General features: G+C 69.8%; 19 protein-coding genes. 7 read left to right on the top strand and 12 right to left on the bottom strand.

Annotated elements, in window-relative coordinates; all coding sequences use genetic code 11:
• Positions 1-22: 22 nt before the first annotated feature.
• Positions 23-751, top strand: a complete 729-nt coding sequence (locus POL67_RS53525; protein WP_271917158.1) for an ATP-binding protein — start codon at positions 23-25, stop codon at positions 749-751.
• Entirely contained in the window at positions 748-1743 is a 996-nt protein-coding gene (locus POL67_RS10740; RefSeq protein WP_271917157.1) for a ParA family protein, read from the top strand. The genes POL67_RS53525 and POL67_RS10740 overlap by 4 nt, the downstream gene beginning before the upstream one ends.
• Positions 1744-2098: 355 nt before the next feature.
• Here POL67_RS10740 and POL67_RS10735 read toward each other — a convergent pair whose 3' ends face one another.
• From POL67_RS10735 to POL67_RS10725, 3 genes are read right to left on the bottom strand one after another with little or no spacing between them, the layout of a single operon-like run.
• Positions 2099-3976, bottom strand: a complete 1878-nt coding sequence (locus tag POL67_RS10735; protein WP_271917156.1) for an ABC transporter ATP-binding protein — start codon at positions 3974-3976, stop codon at positions 2099-2101.
• Positions 3973-5784 carry an ABC transporter ATP-binding protein gene (locus tag POL67_RS10730; RefSeq protein ID WP_271917155.1) on the bottom strand — a complete coding sequence of 604 codons (1812 nt, stop codon included), beginning with the start codon at positions 5782-5784 and terminating at the stop codon, positions 3973-3975. The genes POL67_RS10735 and POL67_RS10730 overlap by 4 nt, the downstream gene beginning before the upstream one ends.
• On the bottom strand, positions 5784-7193 hold the full coding sequence (locus tag POL67_RS10725) for a transcription termination/antitermination protein NusG (protein ID WP_271917154.1): 1410 nt from the start codon (positions 7191-7193) through the stop codon (positions 5784-5786). The genes POL67_RS10730 and POL67_RS10725 overlap by 1 nt, the downstream gene beginning before the upstream one ends.
• Positions 7194-7559: 366 nt before the next feature.
• On the opposite strand from POL67_RS10725, the gene POL67_RS10720 reads away from it, so the two are divergent.
• The gene (locus POL67_RS10720; RefSeq protein WP_271917153.1) at positions 7560-8105 is read left to right on the top strand and encodes a CxxC-x17-CxxC domain-containing protein; all 546 of its coding nucleotides are present in this window, start codon (positions 7560-7562) and stop codon (positions 8103-8105) included.
• A 367-nt stretch (positions 8106-8472) separates the two neighbouring features.
• On the opposite strand, the gene POL67_RS10715 is transcribed toward POL67_RS10720, so the two are convergent.
• From POL67_RS10715 to POL67_RS10705, 3 genes are all read right to left on the bottom strand, one after another.
• Positions 8473-10371: a serine/threonine-protein kinase gene (locus POL67_RS10715; protein WP_271917151.1), complete on the bottom strand. Its 1899-nt coding sequence runs from the start codon at positions 10369-10371 to the stop codon at positions 8473-8475.
• Between the two features lie 268 nt (positions 10372-10639).
• Positions 10640-11479, bottom strand: a complete 840-nt coding sequence (locus tag POL67_RS10710) for an HAD-IIB family hydrolase (protein WP_271917149.1) — start codon at positions 11477-11479, stop codon at positions 10640-10642.
• Entirely contained in the window at positions 11476-12753 is a 1278-nt protein-coding gene (locus tag POL67_RS10705) for a class I SAM-dependent rRNA methyltransferase (protein ID WP_271917148.1), read from the bottom strand. Before POL67_RS10705 ends, POL67_RS10710 begins: the two co-directional genes overlap by 4 nt.
• A gap of 259 nt (positions 12754-13012) precedes the next feature.
• Between POL67_RS10705 and POL67_RS10700 the strand changes: the two genes are divergently transcribed.
• Together POL67_RS10700 and lnt are read left to right on the top strand one after the other, a co-directional pair.
• Positions 13013-14074, top strand: coding sequence for an outer membrane beta-barrel protein (locus POL67_RS10700; RefSeq protein ID WP_271917147.1), 1062 nt, complete (start codon positions 13013-13015; stop codon positions 14072-14074).
• A 96-nt stretch (positions 14075-14170) separates the two neighbouring features.
• Positions 14171-15823: an apolipoprotein N-acyltransferase gene (gene lnt / locus POL67_RS10695; protein ID WP_271917146.1), complete on the top strand. Its 1653-nt coding sequence runs from the start codon at positions 14171-14173 to the stop codon at positions 15821-15823.
• 13 nt (positions 15824-15836) lie between these two features.
• Here the strand turns inward: lnt and POL67_RS10690 are convergent, their stop codons facing one another.
• From POL67_RS10690 to fsa, 3 genes are all read right to left on the bottom strand, one after another.
• Positions 15837-16151 carry an HU family DNA-binding protein gene (locus tag POL67_RS10690; protein ID WP_271917145.1) on the bottom strand — a complete coding sequence of 105 codons (315 nt, stop codon included), beginning with the start codon at positions 16149-16151 and terminating at the stop codon, positions 15837-15839.
• Between the two features lie 136 nt (positions 16152-16287).
• The gene (ybeY, locus tag POL67_RS10685) at positions 16288-16836 is read right to left on the bottom strand and encodes an rRNA maturation RNase YbeY (protein WP_271917144.1); all 549 of its coding nucleotides are present in this window, start codon (positions 16834-16836) and stop codon (positions 16288-16290) included.
• Positions 16837-16838: 2 nt separating this feature from the next.
• Entirely contained in the window at positions 16839-17486 is a 648-nt protein-coding gene (fsa, locus tag POL67_RS10680) for a fructose-6-phosphate aldolase (RefSeq protein WP_271917143.1), read from the bottom strand.
• Positions 17487-17764: 278 nt separating this feature from the next.
• Between fsa and POL67_RS10675 the strand changes: the two genes are divergently transcribed.
• Entirely contained in the window at positions 17765-20323 is a 2559-nt protein-coding gene (locus POL67_RS10675; protein WP_271917142.1) for a thrombospondin type 3 repeat-containing protein, read from the top strand.
• Between the two features lie 66 nt (positions 20324-20389).
• Here POL67_RS10675 and POL67_RS10670 read toward each other — a convergent pair whose 3' ends face one another.
• The 3 genes from POL67_RS10670 to POL67_RS10660 are packed head-to-tail and all read right to left on the bottom strand — an operon-like array spanning position 20390 to position 24397.
• Entirely contained in the window at positions 20390-21739 is a 1350-nt protein-coding gene (locus POL67_RS10670) for a hypothetical protein (RefSeq protein WP_271917141.1), read from the bottom strand.
• Between the two features lie 2 nt (positions 21740-21741).
• Positions 21742-22776: a PEGA domain-containing protein gene (locus POL67_RS10665; protein ID WP_271917140.1), complete on the bottom strand. Its 1035-nt coding sequence runs from the start codon at positions 22774-22776 to the stop codon at positions 21742-21744.
• The gene (locus POL67_RS10660) at positions 22766-24397 is read right to left on the bottom strand and encodes a serine/threonine protein kinase (RefSeq protein WP_271917139.1); all 1632 of its coding nucleotides are present in this window, start codon (positions 24395-24397) and stop codon (positions 22766-22768) included. Before POL67_RS10660 ends, POL67_RS10665 begins: the two co-directional genes overlap by 11 nt.
• A gap of 216 nt (positions 24398-24613) precedes the next feature.
• On the opposite strand from POL67_RS10660, the gene POL67_RS10655 reads away from it, so the two are divergent.
• A complete protein-coding gene (locus POL67_RS10655; protein ID WP_271917138.1) occupies positions 24614-25732 on the top strand; it encodes an alpha/beta hydrolase in 1119 nt (372 codons plus the stop codon).
• Positions 25733-25737 lie beyond the last annotated feature (5 nt).

The following is a 25737-nucleotide window of genomic DNA, read 5'->3' as shown; positions in this document are numbered from 1 at the left end:
CGGGCCCTTCGATCAGCGAGCCGTGCCGGGTGCCACGCTTGATGAGCTCGATCTCAAGGTATTCGAACGAGAGTTCCTCCCGAGCGCCGTCGCCCCGGAGGTCCTGCGTGAAAACGGCCGGTCGATCCCCGAGCAGCTCGCCGCACTGCACCTCGCGTCCCCGGACGCTGTACCCAACGTGGCGGGGTTGCTCATCCTGGGCCGTGAGCCGACGACCTACCTGCCCGGAGCGTACGTGCAGTTCCTGCGCGTGGATGGGACGGAGTTGACGGATCCGATCGTGGATCGGAAGGAGATCACAGGTCCCTTGCCCGAGGTGCTGCGGCGCATGGACGAGATCACGACCGCCCACATCCACGTCGCGACGACGGTGGCGGGCGCGTCCGTGGAGCGTCGAGCGCCGGACTACCCCATGGCGGCGTTGCAGCAGCTCCTTCGCAACGCGGCGATCCATCGGAACTACGAGACCAGCAACGCTCCCCTCCAGTGGTACTGGTTCTCGGATCGGATCGAGATCCACAACCCGGGCGGGCTCTTCGGCCGCGCGACGCCGCAGACGTTCGGCAAGCCCGGCGGGAACGACTATCGAAATCCGACCGTCGCAGCAGCCCTCTACCAGCTCGGGTTCGTGCAACGCTTCGGCATGGGGGTCCCGCTCGCGCGGAAGGCCTGCAAGGACAACGGCAACCCCGAGCCGGAGTTCATCCTCGAACCGTCCACCTTCGGCGTCATCGTCAGGGCCCGCGTATGAAGCGGATCGCGTTCCTGAACAGCAGAGGTGACGTCGGACAGACAACGCTCGTCTACCACCTCGCCCACATGCTGGTGGACCAGGGGCATCGGGTGCTCCTGCTCGACCTCGACCCGCAATCCGGCCTCACGGCCATGTGCCTGACAGAGGAGCAGATCGAGGAGCTCTGGAGCGACCCTCGATCCGAGGGCCGAACCATCTACGACGCAGTACGCCCTCTTGTCGCCGCGACGGGGGACCTCCGGAACCCACACATCGAGGAGCTGAGAGAAGGCCTGGCGCTCGTGCCCGGGGACGTCGGCTTGTACGCGTTCGAGGAGACGCTCTCCGATGCGTGGATACGCGCTTTGCATGGCGATGCGCATGCCTTTCGCGCGTTGTCGGCGTTCCATCGGATCATTGCCCTGGCCGCGGAGCAGCATCGACCGGATGTGGTTCTCCTCGATGTGGGGCGTGGGCTCGGCGCCAACAGCCGCGCCGCGCTTCTCGCCGCTGACTTCGTGGTCACCCCGCTCGCCCCTGATGTCTACTCCCTGCAAGGGCTTCACAACGTTGCTGTGACCCTGTTCGAGTGGCGAGATCATTGGAGCGTCCGCCGCGACCGGAGCCCAGATCCAGACCTCGACCTCCCCCTCGGACCGATGAAGCCACTCGGCTACATCGTCATGCAGGCGGTGATGCGATTGTCGAATCCGGTGAGGGCCTACGAGAAGTGGGTCGCACTCATTCCCACCGTGTTCCACCGATCGGTTTTGCGCGACGAGCCCCCAGCTTCCCTCCACGAGGACCCGTGGTGCCTCGGGATCATGCGTCACTACCAGAGCCTCATGCCGCTCGCCCAAGACGCCTGGAAGCCCATGTTCCACCTGAAACCTGCTGACGGCGCCATCGGCGCGCACATGGAAGCCGTCCTGCGCTGCCGCGAAGACTTCGAGCGCTTGTCCTCCTCCATCCTCGCCCGCGCCGATGAGCTGAGCGGCCAAGCGCCGTAACCACTGTGCGGAACACCCCGCCCTCGCGGAACGACACCTCGCCCTTGCGGAACGACACCTCGCCCTCGCGGGACGACACCTCGCCCTCGCGGGACGACATCCCGCCCTCGCGGGACGACATCCCGCCCTCGCGGGACGACACCCCGCCCTCGCGGAACGACACCCCGCCCTCGCGGAACGACACCCCGCCCTCGCGGGACGACACCCCGCCCTCGCGGAACGACACCTCGCCCTCGCGGAACGACACCCCGCCCTCGCGGAACGACACCCCGCCCTCGCGGAACGACACCCCGCCCTCGCGGAACGACACCCCGCCCTCGCGGAACGACACCCCGCCCTCGCGGAACGCCGAACCCTACTCCGCGGCGTGCGCCTCGGTCCGGCTGAACTGAAGCTGGTAGAGGCGCGCGTACGCCCCGCCCTGCGCGAGCAGCGTCTCGTGGCTGCCTTGCTCGACGACGCGGCCCTTGTGGAAGACGACGATGCGGTCGACCGCGCGGATCGTGGAGAGCCGGTGCGCGATGATGAGCGCGGTGCGTCCCTGCATCGCGGCCCATACAGCCTTCTGCAGGCGCGCCTCGGTGTCGCTGTCGATGTTCGCCGTCGCCTCGTCGAGCACGAGGATCGGCGGGTCGCGGTAGAGCGCGCGTGCGAACGCGATGAGCTGGCGCTCGCCCGCCGAGAAGTTCGAGCCACGCTCCTCGACCTTGGCTTCGAGCCCGCCCTCGCGACGCTCGAAGAGATCGAGCGCGCCGATCCGCTCGAGCGCGCGGACGACACGCGCCCGATCGACCTCGATGTCACCGGCCGCGATGTTGCTCGCGATCGTGCCGGGGAAGAGGAAGACCTCCTGGGGCACGACCGCAAAACTCTTGCGGAGCTCGTCACGCGGCGCGTTCCGCACGTCGCGGCCAAAGACACGCACGGAGCCCTGCTTGGCCTCGTAGAGGCGCAAGAGCAGCGACGCGACCGTCGTCTTGCCCGCACCCGTCGCGCCGACGAGCGCGATCTTCTCGCCCTTCCCCGCACGGATCGAGACGTCGCGGAGGATGGCCACACCGGGCTTGTACTCGAAGTCGACGTGATCGAGCTCGAACGCGATCGTGTCGTCTTTCTTCTCGGCCTGCGCCTCGGCGGCCGCGGGGACCGGCGCGTCCTCGTCCTTGTTTTCGAGGAGCTGGAAGATGCGCTCCGCGCCGGCCAGCGCCGACTGGAGCTGCGTCATGCGCGCCGAGAGATCGCGGATCGGGATGAAGAACATCTCGATGTACGCGACGAACGTGACGAGCGTGCCGAACGAGACACGATCCGAGAGCGAACGGACGCCCGCGTACCAGAGCACGGCCGCGATGCAGAGGCTCTGCACGAGCTCGATCGCCGCGTCGAGCGCCGCGTCGAAGACGATGGAGCGGTTGTTCGCCTGCCGGTACGCCTCGTTGATGTCGTCGAACTCGAGCGCGCTCTGCTCCTCGCGCGCGTAGGCCTGCACCACGGCCATGCCCGAGATCTGCTCGTTCAAGTAGGCGTTCATGCGCGCCGTCTTGACGCGGATCTCGCGGAACGCGTCGCGGATCCGGCGCCGCGTCCACATGACGCCGAGCGCGACCGGCGGGACCGCGACGAACGTGATCAGCGCGAGCTGCCAGTCACGCCGCAGCATGACCACGACGATGAGGACGAGGCGCACGAGATCGCCGAGCGCGTTCAGCGTGCCCGAGGCGAACATCTCGTTGATCGCGTCGACGTCGTTCGTGACGCGCGTGACGAGGCGGCCGACGGGCGTGCGATCGAAGAAGCCGAGCTTGCGCGTGTGCAGGAAGCGGAAGACGTGCGCGCGGAGATCCCCCGACGCGCGCGCGCCCGCGAGCTGCATGAGGTAGACCTGCGGGAACGCGATCGACTGCTCGAAGAGCTTCAGGACGAGGATGAGGGCGCCCATCTGCATGAGCGTCTCTGCCGCGCCGGGATGCTCGAACGCGTCGAACGTGCGCCCCATGAGCCACGGCTGGAGCACGGCGAGGCCCGAGCCCATGAGGAGCAGCCCGAGCGAGAGGACGAGCCACTTCGCGTGCGGCCGCATGAACGGCCAGAGCCCCGCGAGGATGTTCGCGTCGAGGCCCTCGCCGAGGCGGTCCTCCTCGTGGAAGCGCGCGAGCGCCTTCTCGGCCCGGGTCTTCCCGGTCGCCGACGCCTTCACGCCGTTCGCCTTGGGTTCCACGGACAAGCTCGTCATGCGGGCACGGCCTCCGGCGAGGGCACCGAGGCGGGCAGATCCTCGGCGCCGAACGCAGCGAGCTTCTCCTCGATCTCCTGCTCCTCGGCAAACGACGCGTAGAGGCCGCCGACCGCCACGAGCTCCTCGTGCGAGCCTTCCTCCACGACGCGCCCGCGTTCGAGCACGATGATGCGATCACAGCGCTTCGCCGCGGCGACGCGGTGGGTGATCAGGACGAGCGTGCGGCGCGCGGCCTGACGCTCGATGGCGCCGAGGATCGCCGCCTCCGTCTTCGCATCAACCGCGGACATCGGGTCGTCGAGGACGAGAATCTGGGGCTCACGCAGGAGCGCGCGGGCCAGCGCGACGCGCTGCCGCTGGCCGCCCGAGAGCTGCACGCCACGCTCGCCGACGACCGTGTCGAAGCCGTCCGGCAAGGACTCGATCTCCTGGAGCACGCCCGCCTCGGCCGCCGCCGCGCGAATCTTCTCCATCGCTTCCGGCGAGTCCTGCTCTTCGAGCGAGTAACCGATGTTCTGCGCGACGGTCGTCGAGAAGAGGAACGCGTCCTGCTGCGCGTAGCCGATGCTCTCGCGCACGACGTCGAGCGGCAGTTCGCAGATGTCCTTGCCGTCGAGGAAGACCGCGCCGCGGGGCGTCGGCAAGAGCCGCGGCAGGAGCGTGGCGAGCGTGCTCTTGCCCGATCCCGTGCGCCCCAGGATCGCGAGGGATCCGCCCGCGGGGATGTCGAACCGGACGTCTTCGAGGACCTTCCGATCGCCGTGGGCAAACGCGAGGCCCTCGACGCGCAGCGCGCCGGAGACGGACGCGGGCGCGGGGAGCGCGCCGCTCACGACCTCGGGCACGGCGTCGAAGATCGCCTTGAGGCGCACGTAACTCGCCCGGCCGCGGGCCACGATCGCGGTCACGAAGCCGAGCGCGAGCATCGGCCAGATGAGGCGGCCGAGCGCGGTCCAGAACGAGATGAACGCGCCCTTCGTGATGTCCCCGCGGAGCACGAGCGAGCCGCCGTACCAGAAGACGATGATCGTCCCCGCCGCGAGGATCGCGCCCATGATCGGCTGCATCGAGCCGCGGATGCGCGCGAGCACGAGGTTCTTCTCGATGTAGTCCTGGTTCGCCCGCTCGAACGTGGCGATCTCCGCCTCTTCGAGCGCGAAGCTACGGACGACGCGGACACCGGCGAGGCTCGCGAGGACACGATCGCTCATCTTGCCGAGCGCCTCCTGGTTCTCGCGCATGCGCTGGAACATCTTCCCCGAGAAGGTGCGCGTGATCAGCATGAGCACGGGGAACGTCGCGAGCGCCGCGAGCGTCAGCTTCCCGCTCACGCGCACCATGACGTAGAGCGCACTCGAGAGCGCGAGGAGCGAGTTGACCACGTTGAGGATGCCGAAGCCGAGGAGGAGGCGGACCTGCTGCAGGTCGCTCGTCGAGCGGCTCATGATCTCGCCGGTGGGCATGCGCCGGAAGAACGCGGGGCCGAGCTTGTGCAGCCGCGCGAGCAGGGCCGCACGGAGCTCGTACTCGACGTTCCTGCCGCCCGTGAACATCGTCCAGCGCGAGAGGACACGCGTGACCGCGGCCGTGACGACCACGCCCAGCATGAGCAGCGCATCCTGCGCGGCGTCGCTCGCGCGGAGCTGCTCGGCCGCGTCGACGGCGTCCCTCACAAGGAAGTCGCGCTTCACCATGAGGAGGTGCTGCGCCGCGAGGAGGGCCGCGCCGCTCAGGTAGAGCCAGAGGTTGCGGTGGAATTGAGCGCCGAGCCCCGTGGGGAACTCGGATGGTGCGAGCTTTTGCATCAGCGCGCTTTACGTGGCATCGGGGCCGTGGGCCGCCGGTGGGAGCTCTGGATCGCCGGTCGCTCGCGCCCCTCGGGCACGAGCGCGAGATCCGTCACCTCGATCCGCGTCGACAGGAGGCCGAGGAGCACACGCGCGCCGCCGCGTCCATCGAGCTCGCCGAGGACGCCAATCTTGTCCGCGAACGGGCCGCTCAAGACACGCACGCGCGCGCCCTTTTCCATCGTCGTCGGCGCGGCCGCGCTCGTGTTGCTCGAAGCCGCAGGCGCGGGCGCGGGGGCCGCAGGCGCGGGCGCGACCCGAGGCGGCGCGGGCGTCTGCTCACGCTCCCGCGGCGCAGCCGGTGCTTGGGGTGCTCTCGCTTCTTGCGGCTTTCCGCCGCGCCGATCGCGCTCGCCTTCAGCCTTCTGGCTCGGCTTGAACAACGTATCGAGCGACGGCCTGCGCGGCGCGCCATGCCCCGCACGCGCGCCAAACCCAAACGGGAGCGCCGACACGCGTGGCCCCTCGGCCTCACCACGCGCCTTCGCCTCAGCGAGGGATCGCTCCCGCGCGGCCGCCTGCTCGGCTTGCCACTTCTCGGTCTGCGCTGAAGCCTCCGCATGCGTCCGGGCGCGCTCGCGCTCGATGCCTTCGAGGCGTCGATCGAGCGCGATGTGATCGTTCTGCCGCGACCAAGCGACGAGCGTGTAAATCGGCGCGAGCGCGAGCAGCGCGTCTTCGAGCTGCTCGTCGAGGATCTCCGCGTGCTCCAGCGCGACCTCGCGCGGCACGGCCCATCCAATCCAGAGCGGCACCTGCCCCTCGGCCGCGCGCTCCAGCATCGCCTCGATCGCCTCCGGCGTCGCAGCACTCGCAGCCACGCGATCCGCGCCGACGCCCACGGCAAACTGCTCGGGAAGGGCACGCAGCGCAGCCGTGAGCTCGGCGGCGAGCGCCGTCGGTCCGGTCCCTTCCGCCGCATCCTTCGCCGCGAGCCGCGCGCGCAGGTTGTCGATGTCGACCTTCGCCTCGGGGTGCACGGCGAAGCAAACCTCGACGCCATGCGAGGCGATCTGGAGCGCGAGGAACGCGTGCCGACCGTACGGGCTCGGATCATCGATCGCAGCCGAGATCGATCGTCCCGCGTCGAGCAGCCGCTCGAGCTCCTCACGCGCCGCCGCGTCGCGCCAGAAGAACACCCACTGGCACTCGACACGTTTCTTGTTGCGCAGGGTCGGGTGTTCGTCCGAGCCGTGCACGTCGACCGTGATCCCGAGCTCCGCGAGGCGCGTGATCACGCCGCGCGCCCAGGCAAGCGCGCGCTGCTTCACTTCGAGGCGCGGGCGCGAGTAGGCGTTCGACGTCGACTTCTCCGGGGCATAGGCGTCGAAGTCGCTGTCCGTCAGATGCAAGGGGGCGTGGGTCATCACTCTGCTCGAAGGGCGCTCTTCACAACGTCACGAGGTGCACGCAAACAAGCGGCGCGCGCCGTGCATAGCGAAGGCGGGATGGCGTCGTGGCTCCCCTTGTAGCACTGGCCAAAACGCGGTGATATCCCCTCGCGTCTTCGCAGGTCGCGCACAGCCGAGGCGGACCGCGGACAGCGCGTGAAGGCGAGGAACGAGCGCCTTGACCCCGAGGGGCTCCATGTCACCTTGCTCTCCACGATCTCCGAGCGCTCGTCCTGCAAAGGGCGGGCGTTTTTGCCGTGAAATCAGGGGCGTGCCGAGCACACCACGCGGGCACGCGGGTCCAAGCACCCGCGCCCTTTGCGAAGAGTTTCCGGAGTGTCCATGGAGCAGCATCGAGACGAGCAGATCAACTGCGCGAGCTGCGGCTCGTCGTTCCTCTTTTCCGCCGACGACGCGGCCGCACGCGCCGAGCGAGGGCTTTCGTCCCCGCCAACGCTCTGCAAACCCTGCTGGCGCGAGAAGCGTTCGAAGAGCACAAGCCGCAGCGAGGGCCCAAGCCGCGGCACTCCGCGCGGACGCGAAGGTCGAAGGCACGACTCTCCCGCGCGCCCCGGCCGATACACGGGCGACGTGAACGAATACCGGAGCCCGATGCCCGATCCACACTTCGCCATGTACCCGTCGTACGGCCGCCCCGCCGCGCCCGCCCCCCGCAGCAACTTCTCTCCGCGAGGCCAGGGCCCACGAGACAGCAGCCAGGATCACGCGCAGGGTCCGCGCACCTCGTCCGGCCCGCGTGGCCCGCGCGGCCGTGGTTTCCCGATCACATGCGCAGCCTGCGGCGTCGCTTCAACGGTCCCGTTCAAGCCGGCCGAAGGCCAGAAGGTCTACTGCCGAGCTTGTTTCCAGGCCGAAAAGCCGTCCTGACGCTCTCTTTGCGGAGGCGCGGAGCCGGGGCGCTGCCCCGGTCCCCGCGGGGGCTGTTCGCCCCTCGACCCGAACCAGGCACGGCCTGGACCGGGGATGGAAGAACTGCGCTCCGCGCAGTTCTTCCATCGGGCCGGTGGCAAGACCACAGAGGTGGGTTCCAAGCAGGCGACGTGCACGTTGCTGGTTGAACCTGCAGCGCTGTGGCCTTGGTTGGCAGGGTCGTTGGCGGTCTTGACTAGCGGCTGTTCGATGAACTGCGCGGAGCGCAGTTCATCGACCCCGAGTCCAGCGCTTGCGCTGGTCCGGGTCGAGGGGCGGACAGCCCCCGTGGGGCCTGGGGCAAAGCCCCAGCGCAACGCCTCCGTTAAGCGATCTCGCAGGTCAGCTCGGGCGTGAACCCGACCTCGCCTGCGGTGATGGCCACGCGCACGTCGAAGCTTGCGGCGCGGCGTGCCGTCTCTTCGACCATGCCTACGACCCAGAGGCGCAGCGCGAGCGAGGCTGGCTCGAACTCTGCGATCTGCAGGACCACCTTGCCGCTCTGGCTCGCGCCCACCTTCCAGGCGCCGAAGCTGAAGAGCCGCGACCAGATCGAGATGCCGCGACGGATCGCGATCTGAAGATCTGGCGCGGGTCGGAGCACGCTGCGCACCGTGTTGTGGAGCTCGCCTCCGATGGCGAGACGGCCGAGCGCGCGCCATCGGGAGGGCTCGTGCAGCGAGATCGCGGTCGCGATCTCCATGTATGCGTCGAGCGCTTCGAGGTCGTATGCGACGAGCGCGTTGATCGAGTCGTTGAGGAAATCTTCGGCGTAGCGCTGCGGGAGCTGTGCCACGACCTGCTCGCGCACGCGCGGACCTGCGTCTTCGGTGAGGGCCTTGTCCACGGCGCGCAGCACGGCGCCGCGCACCTGGTACATCCCGGGGAACCGCGACGCTGCGCGCGGCTGGACGTACCGCGACGGCGGACCTGCGTTCGAAGAGCTTGCCGACGTGCTCGACGAGCTCGCCGAGGAAGCCGTGCTCCGCGCCACGCCGAGCGGCTTCGGCATGGCCGGAGGCACGAGCGGCTCGACGTTGCGCGACGATGCGATGTAGTCGCCGCGGGGCGGGGGCCCGGGATCACTCGAGCGGCTCGGGCTCCCCATGCTCGGCACGACACGTGTTGGCGCGTAGGGCATCGACGAGGCGCCGGAATCGGTGAAGCTCGTCCGTACGCTGGGCCGGATCGGCGCTGGCACGGCAGGCGGCTCGCGGAGCGGCGTGTTCATGCGATCCGGCTCCGGCAGGATCGTGGCTGGCGGCGGGGGTGGAGGCCCGCCTTGCGCTTGCGCCACGCTCGCGTGCGCGACGCGTCGATGCAGGTTGATGATCCGGCCGAGCGCCGTCGAGCGCTTCATCGGATCCGACGAGAACCGATCGAGCTCGCGTGCCACCTCGCCTGCGGTGGCGTAGCGCTTCATCGGATCCTTCTGCAGGAGCTTCGCGACCACGGCTTCGAGCCGCGGATCCACGTGCACGCCTGCCGCGGCGAGTGTGGGCGCCTCGGCGTGCACCACGCGGAATGCCGTCGCCACGGCCGTCGGCGCGCGGAAGGGCCGCGTGCCCGTCAGCAGCTCGTAGAGCAGCACGCCCACGGCGAAGAGATCACTTCGGCCGTCGATCGGCGCGTCGCCTGTGGCCTGCTCGGGCGAGAGATAATCGGGCGTCCCGAAGACCACGCCGGTGCGCGTGCGTGGCGAGGGCCCGCTCGAATCGAGCACCTTTGCGATGCCGAAATCCAGAAGCCTTACGACGGCTTGACCTCGCGACACGTCGAACGCCACGAAGACGTTCTCGGGCTTCAGATCCCGATGGATGATGCCCACGCGGTGGGCGGCGTCGAGGGCTTCGAGGACGGGGATGCACGTCGCGACCGAGGCGTCGACGTCGAAGCGCCCGAGGCGCTGCAGCGCGGAGCCCACGCCCTCGCCTTCGAGGTGCTCCATCACGATGTAGGGGCCCATCTCGCCTACGCCCGCGTCGATCACGTCGACGATGTTCGGGTGGCGGATGCGGTTGACCGCCTGGGCCTCCTGGAAGAAGCGCTGCGCGAGCTCGGTGTTCTCCGACAGCTCGGGGTGGAGGAACTTGATCGCGACCGCGCGGCCGGCGAGCACGTTCTCCGCACGAAAGACGTGGCCCATCCCGCCACCGCCGATGCGTTCTGCAAGGCGGTACTTGTTGTCGACGATCGCGCCGGGGGCGGGAGTTCGAGAAGCCATTCAGCCGGTGGACATGCTCGGATCCAGGGGGACTCGCCTCGGGGTTCGGCCCAAGGCCCCGCCACGAGGGAGAGCCGCTACGATACCCGTCTCCCAGGGCGAAGAGCCACTTCGGATGGTGCCAAGATAGCGAATCTCGGAGAGAGTGGGGGTCTCTTCGTTCCGCCACCTCGTCCTTGTGCGCCGTTGCTGATCCATCCCACGTTCCATCGTTCCATCCAGCAGGATCGCGTGACAAACTTCACATTGAAGCGTTGCCGTCCCGCCTTCAACCGGGAGGAACGCGGAGATCCACGAGGGTTGTCGCGAGCTCTGCGAAACCTCGGCCCATGGCAGCCTGGGTCACATACTTCGGCGGAACGGGCAGCATGGGCAAGTAGGCGCGCACGTTGGCCACGCCGATCGTGGTCGTGAACGCCGCGAAGGCCGCCGCGTCGTTGCCGCTGTCACCCATGAATGCGTGGGTCAGCCGCGCGCGGGTCGGGTCCTCCCCGAACGCCGCTTCGAGGAGGCGGAGCGTTCCCGTGGCCTTGTCGGCCGGATCCAACGAGAGGTGCAGGTGCACGCTCGACGCGAGCGTGTGAACGCCGCGCCGCGAGGCCTCCGCCCGCATGGCCGCGACGTCCTCGGCCGGGGCGCGGCAGTGCTCGCCGATGTCGAGGGTCACGTCCGTGAAGCGGGCGTTGTTGTCGTCCGCGAGCGACACGGTCGGAAAACGCCGACAGAGCTCCTCGGCGAGGGCCCGAAGCTCCGCGCGCCTCGCCCCCGCCGCCGCGAGATCCGCCGGGAACACGAGGCGCAAGCGGGGCGCGCCGAACGGGCGCCGCTCCTTGATGAAGGCCACGGCGCCGTTCTCGGCGATCGCCGCGTCGAGCGGCCACTGCCGCACGAGCACCTCGGCCCACCCGGCGGGCCGCCCCGTGCACGCGACGAGCCGGAGCCCCGCCTCCCGCAGCCTGAAGAGCGACGCATACGCGGCCTCCGTGAGCTCGCCGTGATCGAGCAGCGTGTCGTCCAGATCGAACACGAGCCCGGAGAGGCCGCGCGCCTCCTCCGGGCGCATCGCGGCGAGCGCGCGCGGCGCGGCCGAGGGCGACACGCCCGTCATAACACCTCGAGCCGCGCGATCACGCTCTTCAGGTAGAGCCCCTCTGGGAACGCCGCGCTCACCGGGTGATCCGCTCCCTGGAAGTGCCGATCGAAGATGACCGCGTGCATCCGCGCCTCCCGCGCGCCGAGGGCGAGCGCGCGCGTGAGGTCGTCGATCGAGATCGCGCTCGAGCACGAGCTGAGCACGAGGATCCCGCCCGCCTTCGTGGCCCGGCAGCCCGCCGACGCGAGCGCCTTGTACACGCCGAGCGCGCCTTCCTTCGCGCCACGCGTGGGCGAGAGCTTCGGCGGATCGCAGAGCACGATGTCGAAGCCGCCCTCGGCCGAGGCCCGCGACAGCGCCTGACGCGCGTCGTCACGCTGGAAGTGGATCCGCCCGAGCAGCCCGTTCTTGCGCGCGCACTCCGCGCCGACCTCGATCGCGAGCGCGCTCTCGTCGACCGCGACGACCTCCTTCGCGCCTCCACGCGCCGCGGCCATCGCGAACGTCCCCACGAAGGAGAACGCGTCGAGCACGCGGCGCCCGTGCGCGAGTTGCTCGACCCGCGCCCGGAGCGTGCGCTGATCCAGATAGAACCCCGTCTTCTGCCCGAGCGCGAGCGGGATCTCGTAGGCGAGCCCGCGCTCCACGAACGAGAACCGGTCGACGCTCGTATCTCCGCGGACCACCCCCGCAGATGCCTCGAAGCCCTCCTTTTTCGCGAGCTCGACCGAGGTGCGGTCGACGATCGCGCGCGGCGAGAGCAGCTCGGACAGCGCGTCGAACACGATCCCCTCGCGCCGCTTCACGCCAATCGTGCCAATCTGCACCACGGCCACATCCCCGAGGACGTCGACGACGAGCCCGGGCAGCCCGTCGCCCTCGGCGTGGATCAGCCGATAGGCCGTGGTCTCGTGGCCTGCGGCGTGGTTCGGCAGGCCGAGATCACGCCGGTGCTGGATCGCTCGTTCGATGCGGCGGCGGAAAAGCGCGCCGTCGACGGGCGCGTCGTCGCGGGTGTAAATGCGGACGGGGATGGCCGACCGGGGGGTGTAGAGGCCGTGACCCAGGGTCGCGCCGTGGGGGTCGACGACCTTGACCTCGTCGCCGGGGAGGGCGCCGCCTTCGATGCGGGCGATGGCCTGCGCGAAGACCCAGGGGTGTCCGGTCCAGACGGGCCTCACGTGGCCCGGCTTGAGGGTGACGACGGGGATGGGGGACCCTGGCCTACGCCCCTCGGGGCGCGCAGGACTCGGGTCGGGGGCATGGGCGGATCTCGCGCGCGCGTTCATGGGCGTCCCGCTCCCGGGGCGTGTCCGGTCGGAAGAACGAATGCTGAAGCCCCCCTCGGAAGGCATACCGATGGGCGGCCGGCTGGGGTATTGTTTTCTCTAGGCAGGCGCTTGGCCACCGTGTGAACCTTTCATCACAGCCCGCCGTGGCGGACCATGCACGCGAGTGCACCGAGATCTCGCGTGAACCGTCTACCGCAGCGTGCTGGCCGATGGCACTCCGGTTGCTAGGCTGCAAGCACAAACGAGGAGTCGTCCCATGCGCCGCTTGACCCCTGCTTTGATCGTGGCTGCCGCTGCTCTGAGCCAACCCGCCGTCGCGTTGGCGGACTGCCCGCCGGGCTCGTGGTTCTGCGAAACGGAAGCGGGCCCGGACAACGTGCAAGTCGCTCCCTCCCAGGCCGAAGCGCTCCCGCCTCCCCCGCCCGCCGTCGAGGTGGTCGAAGAAGAAGAGGCGCTTCCGCCGCCGCCGCCCGCGCGGTCCGCGCCCCACGTTCGTCGTTCCCAACCGCCGGTCGTGATTTATCAACCCGCGCCGCAGCAGCCGCACGTGCAGCAGCAGCCGGCGCAAACGCAGATCATCATCGTCGCGCCGGGTGCCCGGACGCACGTGGTTCGTCGGCACCATCCGGCGGTTCGCGTCACGCCGCCGCCGGCGCCTCCGCCGCCGGCCCGCGTGATGGCCGCGCCCGCGCGTCTGCGCACGCCGCTCGTCGCGCCTGCGCAGCGCCGCTGGCAGCCCGAGTGGGGCCTCAACCTGCGCCTGCAGGGCCTCTCGATCGGCAGCACGGATCGTCGTCGCGACAACGGCGAGCCGAGCGCGCATCCCGACGCCGGGATGGGTGGCTTCGGGCTCGGCCTGCGCTACCGGCCCGTGCCCGCGTTTGCCATCGAGGGCTCGTTCGACATCCTCGGCGGGACTGACTACAACGGCTTCGATCGCGTCGAGACCCCGTTCTCGTTGAACGGCATTCTCTACGTGAACCCGCGCAGCCGCGCGCAGTTTTACCTGACCGGCGGCGTGCACTGGTCGAGCGCGACGGTGCAATCGGAGGACGCGGATCCGCGTTTGTCGCCGACCCGCGACGGCAACAACTTCTCCGCCGAGTACAGCTACTTCGGCGGGCAGGGCGGCATCGGCCTCGAGTTCCGCGTCTCGCGCAGGCTCGCGCTCAACCTCGACGCGCTCGCGTTCGTCCGCCACCGGACGGACGACAACGCCGAGACGGGCCCGGCCGAGTTCATCGATACGAACTCGGGGCGAACGACGAACACCTCCGGCGGCGGCCTCTTCCGCGGCGGCCTGACGTTCTGGTGGTGATACCCGCGCCGGGCCTCCCAGCGCGCGGCCCCCACCGCTGCTAGATCCTGCTCTCGCGGCCCGGCTCTCTCTCTCCCGCCGGGCCGCTTCCCCACCATGCAACGACTGCGGCGCCACAAGGCCCTCCTCCTGGCCATCGCCGGGGGGATCCTCTTCGCCCTCACCTCGCCCCCGACCGACCTCTATCCCGCGGTGTTCCTCGGCCTCGCGCTGCTCGCGTGGTCCCTCGAGGACGCGCCGACGACGTGGCGCGCATTCGGGCGCGGCGCGGCGTGGGCGACGGCCGCGGGCATCGTGGGCCTCCGCTTCGTGCCGAGCGTGGTCCAGCGCTTCACGCCGCTCGGCTCGGCGGCTGCGTACCTCGCGCTCGTCCTCCTCGCCGCCGGGCAATCGCTCATCTGGGCGATCGGCGCGGCCGCGACGCACCTCGTCCATCGCCGCGCGCGCGCGCCGTTCGTCCTCGCGTTTGCCATCGGCGTGTTCGTCGCGGTCTCGCTCCCCTCGGTCTTCGCGTGGACGCCGGCCGGCCTCGTGAGCCCATGGCCGGCGCTCGTGCAGCTCGCGGATCTCGTCGGTGAGCGGGGCGTGTCCGTGATCTTCGCCGTCTCCGCCGCGTTCCTCGCGCGCGCGCTCCAGGCGATGTTCGCAAAGGATGCGACCTCCACGAAGGCGCGCTTCGGCGCGAAGACCACGATCCCGCTCGTGATCGCCGCGGCCATCCCCGCGCTGCTCGTGATCCACGGCGCGCTCCGCATTCGCTTTCTCGCCACGCAGCCCTCGGTGGTGCGCACGATCCGCGTCGCGCTCCTCAACCAGGCCGTTGGTCCGACGGAGCGCTGGGACGCGAAAAACCACGCGGGGATCCTGCGCGATCTGCGGCGGCTCACGAAGGACGCCGAGGCGGGTGGCGTGGACCTGACGGTCTGGCCCGAGGCAGCCTACCCCTACCCGCTCATGCACGGCACGACGCAAGCGCCGCGTGGGCCACGCGCCGTGCACGGGGACGGCGCGCGCGGGCCGATCCTGTTCGGGCTCATCATGCTGGAGAAGCCGACCGCCACGAGCCCCGGCGTCGTGGAGACGAACAGCCGCAACTCCGCGACCCTCGTCCTGCCCGATGGCTCGCTCCAGCCCTCGTACGACAAGCTCGAGTTGCTCTGGTTCGGCGAGACCGTCCCGCTCGGCGGCTACATCCCTTGGCTACGTCGCATCTTCCAGGCGAGCGGCGGCCTCGTGCCGGGCACCGAGCCGACGGCGCTCGTGCTTCCCCACGCGGACGGCCCCGTGCGCATGGGTGTGCTCAATTGCTACGAGGACACGCTCGCCGGTGTCGGCCTGCGGATCACGCGCGCGCTCCAGCCGAACTTGCTCGTCAACGTCACGAACGACGCGTGGTTCGTGGGGACCGCGGAGCCCGAACTCCACGCGCGGCTCGCGGCGATGCGCGCGATCGAGCATCGCCTGGATCTCGTGCGCGCCGTGAACCTCGGCGTGCTCTCGTGGATCGACGCGCGTGGCGTCGTCGTCGCGCGGGATGCCTCCACGTCACCCTCCACGCTCGTCGCGACGCCCACGCTGCGCGACGGCTCGCTCACGGTCTACGGCCGTTTCGGGGACAAGCCGCTCCGCTTCATCTTCGTGGCCGCGATCGCCGCGTTCGCCTGGCGATCCCGTCGTGAGGCGCGTTCGAAAAACGAAACCGGCACGAGCGATGAGGCCCGCGCCGGTTCCGGCGAAACGGAAACGTAAACCGAAGATTCGGTTACGCGCCCACCTGATCCTTGAGGCCCTTGACCGGCGTCGCGCGGACCTTGCGGCTCGCGGGCTTGCCCTTGATGGTCATGGGCTCCTTCGTGAACGGATTGACACCCTGCCGATCGGCCGTGGCAGGCGTCGCCTTCGCCTTGAGCTTGACGAGCCCCGGGATCGTGATTTCGCCCGGACCATCCGATCCGAGTTGCTTGGCCACGAGCGCCGAGAGCGCGTCGAGGACGCCACCCACGGCCTTCTTGTCGAGGCCGGTGCTCTCGGCGAGAGCGGTCGTGATCTGGGCTTTCGTCAGCTTGCTAAGAGGCATCCTGCCCTCCTCTTGGATCGCCGCCCGATATCGGTGACGACCCCATGAAATGGCTCTGTCCGAGCACGTCCTGGACGCGAGCGGGCGACCGTTTAACAGGCGAAGAGTGGCCTCGCAAGGCAAAATCTCGGGAAAGTCACCGGGGGGCGCCTGCCGTCCGCGCGCTCGCCGCTGCCTCGAGCTCCCGTGTCCGCGCCGTCATCTCGCGATCCTCCGCCGCCGTCCGGTGATCGTACCCGACGAGGTGCAAGAGGCCGTGCGCGAGGAGCATCGTGAGCTCCGCGAGCAGCGGACGGCCTTGCTCCGCGGCCTGTCGCCGCGCCGTGTCGATCGAGAGGATCACATCCCCGAGTGGCCCTGCATGCGGCCATCCCGCACCGATCTCCGCGCCCTTCGCCCCCTTCGGCTTCCACCCGGGCGGGCGCTCGTGCAGCGGAAAAGAAAGGACGTCCGTGGGTTTGTCCTTGTGCCGGTACGAACGGTTCAGCTCGTGGATCGTCGTGTCGTCGACGAGCGCGATGCTGAGCTCGACCGCCGCGAGGCCGAGGTGTTCGAGCATCTTGCCGGCGCGACGACGGATCACCACGGGCGAGGCGCCTTCGAACGGCCCGCCCCGCGTCGCGACCTCCACCACGTTCGGCGCAGGCGCGGGCGGGGCGGGTTTGCCCTTCTTCGTCGTCGCCACGGCTACGACTGCGGGATCTTCTTCGCGTCCGCGAGGAACTGCGCGAGCCCGAGGTCGGTGAGCGGGTGCTTGAGGAGCTGCTTGATCACCTTGAGCGGCAGCGTCGCCACGTGCGCGCCGATCATCGCCGCCTGCACGAAATGCACGGGGTGGCGCACGCTCGCGGTGAGGACCTCGGTCTTGAACTCGTAGTTCCGGTAGATCTGCACGATCTGCTGGATGAGGTCCATGCCATCGCCCGAGATGTCGTCGACGCGACCGACGAACGGCGAGATGTACGTCGCGCCCGCCTTCGCCGCGAGCAGCGCCTGCGAGGCGGAGAAGCAGAGCGTCACGTTCGTCTTGATCCCCTCGGCCGCGAAGACGCGGACCGCCTTCAGGCCCTCGTCGATGAGCGGAACCTTGACGACGACGTTCTTGTGAATCCGCGCGAGCTCCCGGCCTTCGCGCAGGATCTCCTGGGCCTCGACGCCGACAACCTCAGCCGAAATGGGGCCGTCGACCACCTCGCAGATCTCCGCGATGGCCACCTTCGTGGGCTTGCCCCCCTTCGCGAGGAGCGAGGGGTTGGTCGTCACCCCGTCGATGACGCCCATCGCCTGCGCCTCTTTGATCTCCGCGATGTCACCCGAGTCGATGAAGATCTTCATGCACGCTCTCCGGCGAGGTGCTTAGCGCGCGCGGCGCGGCGCGTCGATAGTGGAGCGAGGGTCCCGAGCCGCCCACGACGGCTGCGTCGATCGGGCGTGACGAACGCGTGACGCTGTTCGTCAGGACGCGCGGACGAGCAGCCGGGCCGCCCGTCTTCGCGTAAGATGCGAGCATGAGACCGCCCCGCTTCACCCGTCCCTCGCTCTTCCTTTGCACGATGGCCCTGACGCTCCCACTCGCCGCAATCGCGGCGGGGTGTGCGGAAGGGGGCACCAGTATGACCACGACGAGCAGCAGCAGCGCGGGCCCGGGCGGGGCCGGCGGGCAGGGCGGCGTCGGCGGACAAGGGGGACAGGGCGGCGTCGCGGGCGAGGGCGGACAGGGCGGCGCAGGGGGGCAAGGCGGTCAGGGCGGCGCAGGAGGCAGCGGAGGCGCGCCGAGCGGCGTCGTGATCGAGTGTCCGGGCGCTCCGCTCACGCCGCCGGCCTCGGGCACGTGCGCGGTCGTGAAGCAGGGAACCTCGGGCACGATCTTCCGCGGCACCGTGCTCGCGCCCGATCAGACGTTCCACCGCGGCGAGCTCGCGCTCGACACGACGGGCAGCATCGCCTGCGTCGACTGCGATTGCAGCGCCTCGCCCGCCGCGGCCGATCCCACGATCATCGAGTGCGCGGACGGCGTCATCTCGCCGGGGCTCATCAACGCGCACGATCACATCGGCTTCGCGAACAACCCGCCGAAGACGCACGACGGCGTCCGCTACACGCACCGCCATCAGTGGCGAAAGGGCGCGCCGGGGCTGCCGAAGATCTCGGTGAACGGCGGCGCGAGCGGCGACGTGGTGCGGTTCGCGGAGCTGCGCTTCGTGATGAGCGGCGCGACGTCGACGCTCGGCGCGGGCGGCCAGGCCGGCCTGCTCCGCAACCTCGACGTGCAGGGCCGGATGGAAGGCCTCCCGATCAAGCCCGCCGACTCCGACACGTTCCCGCTCGGCGACAGCGGCGGCCTCATGCTCGAATCGGGCTGCAACTACCCCTCGCCCACGGCCGCCACGGCCATCGCCGACATCGAAGCGTACGTGCCGCACGTCAGCGAGGGCATCGACAAGGCCGCGCACAACGAGATCACCTGCCAGATCTCGGGCGCGAACGACATCGTCCAGCCGCAGACGGCCATCGTGCACGCAATCGGCTTCCTCGCCGACGACTTCGCCGAGATGCGCAAGGACTTCAGCACCGTCGTCTGGTCGCCGCGCTCGAACGTCGATCTCTACGGCAACACCGCGAGCGTCACGCTGCTCGACACGCTCGGCGTGCCGATCGCGCTCGGCACCGACTGGGTGGCCTCGGGCTCGATGAACCTGCTGCGCGAGCTGCGCTGCGCGGACGAGCTCAACACGCTCCACTACAACGGCCATTTCTCCGACCTGGAGCTCTGGCGCATGGTCACCACGAACGCCGCGCTCGCCGCGGGCGCGGGAGACATCGTCGGCATGCTGAAGCCCGGCTACGCCGCGGATGTCACGATCTTCGACGGCAAGGAGCGCAAGGATCACCGCGCCGTGATCGGCGCCGGGGTCGAGGACGTCGTGCTCGTCCTGCGCGGCGGCAAGGTGCTCTACGGCGACGACAAGCTCGTGATCGAGCCGGCCTTCGGGGGCTCGAACTGCGAGTCCTTGCCCGTCTGCGGGAGGGACAAGCGCGCGTGCGTCGCGAAGGACCTGAACGGCGTCACGCTGAACCAGATCCGCACGGCCGGCGAGGCGTTCTACCCGCTCTTCTTCTGCAATGACCAGACGCCCAACATCGAACCGAGCTGCGTCCCCTGGCGCACCGAGTACGCGAACGGCATCACGGCCGAGGACGACGACGGCGACGGCATCGCGAACGACGTCGACAACTGCCCCAAGGTCTTCAACCCGATCCGGCCGCTCGATCAGGGCGCGCAGGCCGACATCGACGGCGACAAGATCGGCGACGTCTGCGACGCGTGCCCCTTCGACGCGAACGACGCCTGCACGCCGCTCGACGCGAACGACATCGACGCCGACGGCGTGCCGAACGGCAGCGACAACTGCCCCGAGGCGGCGAACGCCGACCAGGCCGACGCGGACGCGGACGGGCACGGCGACACGTGCGATCCGTGCGCCGAGCCGAACTTCGGCACGCCGATCTGCCCGCCCAAGCCCATGCTCATCGAGGTGATCCGCAACCCGGCGCACCCCGAGCACCCGGCCGCGGGCTCGTCCGTCTCGATCAAGGACGTCTACGTCACGGCCATCCGCCCGAACACGGGCAACAGCCGCGGCTTCTACGTGCAGGATGCGTCGCTGAAGCCCTTCAGCGGCATCTTCGTCTTCACGGGCAGCACGGCGCCGCAGGTCCAGGTCGGCAACCGCGTCAGCGTCACGGGCGAGTACGAGGAGTACTTCGGCCTCGCCGAGATCACGACCCCGATCGTGACCGTCGACGAACCGAGCACGACGCTGCCCTTTGGCCCGATCGACGTCGCGGACCCCGCCACCATCGCGACGAACGGCATGTTCGCCGAGGGCTACGAGTCGATGCTCGTGCGCGTGGTGAACGTGGCAATCACGGTCGTGAACTCGGACGGCCCGGCCGGCGACTACGACGAGTTCACGGTCACCGGCAACCTGCGCATCGACGACCAGATCACCGACGCAGCGCTGAACATGGGCCTGAACAACACGTGCGCGGTGGGATCGAAGTTCACCTCGATCACCGGGGTCCACGGCTACTCGTTCAACCACTTCAAGCTCATGCCGCGCAGCAAGAGCGACATCGTGTTCGTCGACTGTGATCCGTTCGTCCCCTGAACGGACCGCTGCCGCGAGGGGGATGCGCGCTGCATCCCCCTCCCCTTCCCCCCTCGGTTCAGCAGCTCAAAGGTTCGTCGCGATCGCCACGCCGACGAGGTTCGTCCCGCCGACGACCACGGGCGTCGTGAACGCGCCGTTCTGCAGGCGCGCATGTTGCGCCTTGCCGGTCGTGTCCACGTAGACGAGCTCGGCCTCGGCGTCCCCCGCGCCGAGCGCGAGCGCGGGCCGGCCCATCGCCTTGAGCGCGAGATTCTCCACGGCCGAGAAGGCCACGCCGTCGAAGCGCGCCCAGTGCAGGTTGCCCGTGGCGACCTCGCGGTAGGTGAGCAACGCCCCGCCCGAAGGCAACGCAAGCAGCGCGAGATCCGTGGACTTCGCGCCGGAGATCTCGACCGGCGTCGTGCTCCACGTCCCGCCCTTGCGCGTGAGGAACACGAGCTGCTTGTCGTTCGCGCGCGTGAAGACGAGGACGAGCTCGGGGCCTTGTGCATCCGTGAGCGCCGCGAACGCGGGCGTGGTGTCGCCGACGTCGAACCCCGCGATGTGCTGGGTCGCCGCTTCCCACACGCCTGCCGCACGGCGCTGCGTGTACAGGTTCGGATCGCTCCACCCGTCGTTCGTGATCACGGGATCCATGCCGAGCACGGTGATCGCCGCGGCCGCATCTCCCACGCTGTACGTGCCGGCTCCGACCTTCACCTCTTCGTTCGTCGTGGTGAACCCGCTGGCCAGCGTGTACGCCGCGTACCAGTAGCGATTGTTGCTCACGTCCTGGTAGACGATGTGCGCCGCGGCGCTCGACGCCGCGATCCCGGGCGTGGCCCGTGTGGTCACGTTCGCCCCCACGTTCGTCACGAGCCCGAAGCCGCCCGCCTCGGTCCACTTCGACGCGCGGATCCGATCCTTCGTCACGCCTTCGCTGCTGCGCAGAAGCGCGACGCCGGCCTTCTGGCCGGGGAGGATCACGAACGCCGGCGGATCGTCGCTCTTCTCGCGTACGGGCGTCTCCATCGTCCAGCCGTCCTTCGACTGGAACTGCTTCGTGAGGCCGCCCTGGGTCCCGGTCGCGAACATCACGAGCGCCGGGCACGCGGGGCAACCGGCCACGTCGCAGCTCCCGGGCAAGCCGGGTTCCACGGGACAACCGCCGCCCATGCCGCCGCTTCCGCCTGCGCCGCCGATCCCGCCCGCGCCACCACTTCCGCCGCCGGCGCCGCCGACCCCGCCTGTGCCGCCTCCGCCGACACCTCCGACCCCGCCTGCGCCGCCGCTTCCCGAGCTCGACGACGTCGTCATGCCGCCGCTGCTGCTCGACGATCCCGCCTCGCCGACCTGCGCGTCGTCGATCGGACAGCCGGAGAGCACGACGCCCAGCAGCGCGAGCGTGAGCCCTTGAGAGTGCCCTTTCGCCATCGTCAGAACGCTCCCTGGAGCACGAGCCCGCCGTCGCCGCGCCCGATGTAGGGCACGACGTGCAGGCTCTGCGCCTGTGGCTTCTTCTGCGAGAGCCCGCGCGCGATGCCGACCACCGCCGCCCCGATCCCCACCGCGCCGACCGCCGTCAGGCCCACGAAGAGGTAGAAGCTTCGGTCCTTGCGCGTGTTGTCGTCGTCGGGTCGGTACTCTTTCGTGGGATCACAAACGGGCGGCGTACCCGGGCAGTTCGCCTGGATCCTCTCCTCGGCCGCCATCTGATCGAAGCGGAAGTACACGCCGGCGCCGACCGCCACGAGCCCGAACCCGCCCGCGACGAACGCCCAGGCCGGCACGCCGCCCGAGGTCGGGGGCGGGTTGGGTTTGCCCGGGGGCGGCGGGGCCGGCTTCTTCACGGCCGCCGCGGCGGGCACGAGCGCGAGCTCCACCGTCGCCTTCTGGCCTTCCGCCAGCTCGATGTTTTTTTCGATCGTCTCGAAGCCCGGGGCGCTCGCCTCGAACATGTGTTTGCCCGGGTCGAGCGGGATCGTCTCGCCGAGCGCCGCGAGCGGCAGGCGGATCCCGTCGCGCGCGACCTCGAGCCCCTCGGGCCGCGCGTTCACCACGAGCTCCACGCGCGCGAGGCGCGGCTCGATCTCCGCGATCCCGTCCTTCGCCACCTGTTCGAGCTGCTTCTTGCGCTCCTCGCCGAGCGTGTCCTGGTTGAGCTGCACCGCGCGGCGGTAGTCGACGAGCGCCTGCGTCAGCTTGCCCTCGTGCTCGCGGCATTTCGCGATGTTGATCAGCGTGCTCGCCGCGGGGTTCAGCTCCATGCTCGCCTCGAACTTCGCGCAGCCCTCGGCCCAGTTGCCGTCGGTCACGAGCTTGCGCCCGCTCAGGTAGAGCGCCTCGGCCGCCGCAGGATCCCGAGGCTGTTCCTCACCGAGCGCGCGCCTGGGGCACACCGAGACGATCACCAGCGCGGAGACGGCGAACACTCGCGTGAGCGACGCCGGGAGCGGACATTCAATATTCATCGAGCGGGTTTTTCCCCTTGGGTGGGGTCTTCGACGTGCCGGTGCCCGCGGGCTTGCCGCGGTTCCACCCGCTGGTCGAGGGGAGCGGAGAGACGGGTTTGTCCGAGGACGCGGCCGACGCGACGGGCGTGGCCGACGACGACGAGGGCAGAGGCTCCCCGGCGGGCGCGGCCGACGCGGAGGCCGGAGGCTCCGGGCTCGTGGTCGGCTCGGCGCTGGCGTGCGCGGCGGGGACGACGGCCGCGGGCGCCGGGGACGAGGCCGTCGGCCCGGACCTCGGCGTCGGCGCCATGGTGGGCGAGGACAAGGGCAAGGTCCCGAGCGGCCCGCCCTTGGGCCAGAACGCGAACGCGGCGCCGACCGCGCCCACGCCCGCGAAGAGCAGCACGAGCGCGAAGAGGGGCGTGACCGACGAGCGCCGCCTGGACCGCGGCTCCGCCGGAGAGCTCAGCGGCTCGCCGCTCGAACGGGTCAGCGCCGGCGCCGAAGGGTCCGCGCCGGGCGATGTCGACTCGGGGGGCGGCTCCAGCGACGAAGGCAGGGGGGAGGGCCCGCTCGCCTCAATGGCCGCGACGTGCGCGGGGATGGGCGGCGCGGTCGCGGTGATGACGCCGTCGGCCGGCGGCGGCAGGGAGAGCGGTAGTTCACGCGCCGGTTCGAGCACGATCGAAGGCAGCACCGCGCGCGTGCCGGGCGGCGGGGCCGAGGCCGCGGGGGGTTTGACCTCGAAGGCGTCCGCGAGCGCAGCGACCATGGTCACCGAGCCGTCGAAACGCGTGCTCGTGTCGAGCGCGGTGGCCCGGGAGAACCAGCCGTCGAACGCGGGGGGTAAGCTCACGCCGAGCTCCTTCGCGCGCTCGCTCGCCGGCACCTGCGCGCCACGCGCCACCAGCATCAGGTAGGGATAAAGCCCCTGGGCGGACTTGCGTTCACGCGCCCAGTACGGTTTTCCGACGAGCATCGTGAACGCGATGTGGGCGAGCGAATACCGATCGACGTGGGGCCCGATGGCCTCCCCGGCAATTTGCTCGGGGGCCATGTAGAGCGGCGAACCGACGCTCTTCGTCGTGTTCGAGCTTCCTGTTCCGTCGGCCACGATTTTCGCCACGCCGAAATCCAGGATCTTGAGGCGCGGCGATCCATCGTCCCGGCGCGTCAGGAACAGGTTTTCCGGCTTGAGATCGCGGTGGATGATGCCGGCGGCGTGCGTGCGATCAAGCGCGAGCGCGGCCTGGTGCAGGAGCGTGACGACCTCCTCGGGCGGCAGGCGCTTGCGCACCTTGAGCAGGGCGCCGATCTCCTCGCCCTTGAGGAGTTCCATCACGATGAACGGCATGCCGGTCGCTTCGTCCACGCCGGCGTCGAGCGTCTCGACGATGTGCTCGCTCTCGATCCCGGCCGCGATCTTGGCTTCGAGCTCGAAGCGGGCGCGCATCTCGGGGTCGCTCACGAGGCTCGGCAGCATCACCTTCAACGCGCGGCGTCGCTCGGTGTTCTTCTGCAAAACCTCGTACACCGCGCCCATGCCGCCGGCCTTGATGCAGCGCACGACCTCGTAGGCGCCGTGAAAGAGGGCGCCCGTCGCGAGGACGGCGATGTCCGCATCTCGATCCCCGGCCATGGCCCCCCGAGGGTAGCAAACCGTCCCTCCTTTGGGCTCCTTTCCGACGACAAGAGCAAGATCCAACCCGATTGCTGCGTCGCAACAAATTTCGAGCGAAGCCTATGATCGTGATGCCAAACACTTATAGAACGAAGTGGCACGCGCGTTTTCCAGGAGCCGTGACCAAGGCTATCGTCGTGGGCGTCGCGGGTGCTGGCTCGCGAAAGGAGAAATATGTCGCGCGTGCGGCCGCTCGTGGATCTGCGGACGATGATCGAGCTCGGGCGCTGGCTCGGTCCCTGGACGGACGGGCAGGCAGCGCCCCATGACGTCACGCGCGAAGAGCTCTCTCTCGAAGGTCGCCGCGCCGTGGATCGCGCGTTTTCAGCCTTCGTGTATCGATCCCGGCGTCACGCGCCGGTGGGCTCGCTGCTGCTCGTGCCGGGCCTCCATTACCTCGGCCCGCTCGATCCGCGGATGGACCGCTTCGCGCGGATCCTCGCGAACGCAGGCCTCACGGTGCTCGCGCCGCGTTTGCCCGATTTCACGTCGCTCGTGCTCGGCGAAGGTGTCTTCGACGACCTTTCGCGGGCATTTTCAGCGCTGCTCGCGCTCCCGGGCCGCCCGCCGGGTCGGCCGGGCGTCTTCAGCATTTCGTTCGGCTCACTCCCCTCGCTCTGGCTCGCGGCGCGCTCGGGCCTCGCCTCCGAGGTGGGAACCTTGATCGTCTTCGGCGGATATGCCGATTTCGGGGACACGCTTCGATTCTGCATCCACGGCCGCCCCGGCGCCGCGCACGACCCGCTGAACCGCCCCGTCGTGTTCATGAACCTCCTGCCCTGGCTCGACGACAAACCCGACGATCCCGCGCCGCTCGTCGCCGCGCTGCGGAAATACGTGGAGGCGACGTGGGGGCGGCCCGAAATGAAGGTCGACGGGAAATGGCAAGCCATTGCGCGAGCGGTCGCAGACGAACTCGCGCCGGCGCATCGGCCCTTGTTTTTCGCCGCGACGGGCGTCTCGGGTGACACGAAGGCGCTCGTCGACGCGGCGCTCGGCCGATCGGGCGACGCATTCACGTGGCTCGATCCCGGCCCGCTGCTCGGGGACATCCGCTGCCCCGTTCATTTCATCCACGGCGCGGACGACGACGTGATCCCGTACGAGCAAGCGTTCGCCCTGGCCAAACGCCTGCCCGCGGGCGGTTGTCAGGGCATTTACGTGACGGGGCTGTACGGGCATACGCACAAGGCGGACGCGGGGACGACGCTGCGCGACGTGCCCGCGCTCGTGCGGGAAGGGGCGACGCTTTTGAAGATGCTGTCGGCGGTGGCGCGTTGTGGGGGTGGGTGACGAAT

The sequence above is a fragment of the Polyangium mundeleinium genome (assembly GCF_028369105.1).
GTDB lineage: Bacteria > Myxococcota_A > Polyangia > Polyangiales > Polyangiaceae > Polyangium > Polyangium mundeleinium.
Note: the sequence above shows the minus strand (reverse complement) of the source record. Positions and strands in the feature narration are given on the sequence as shown.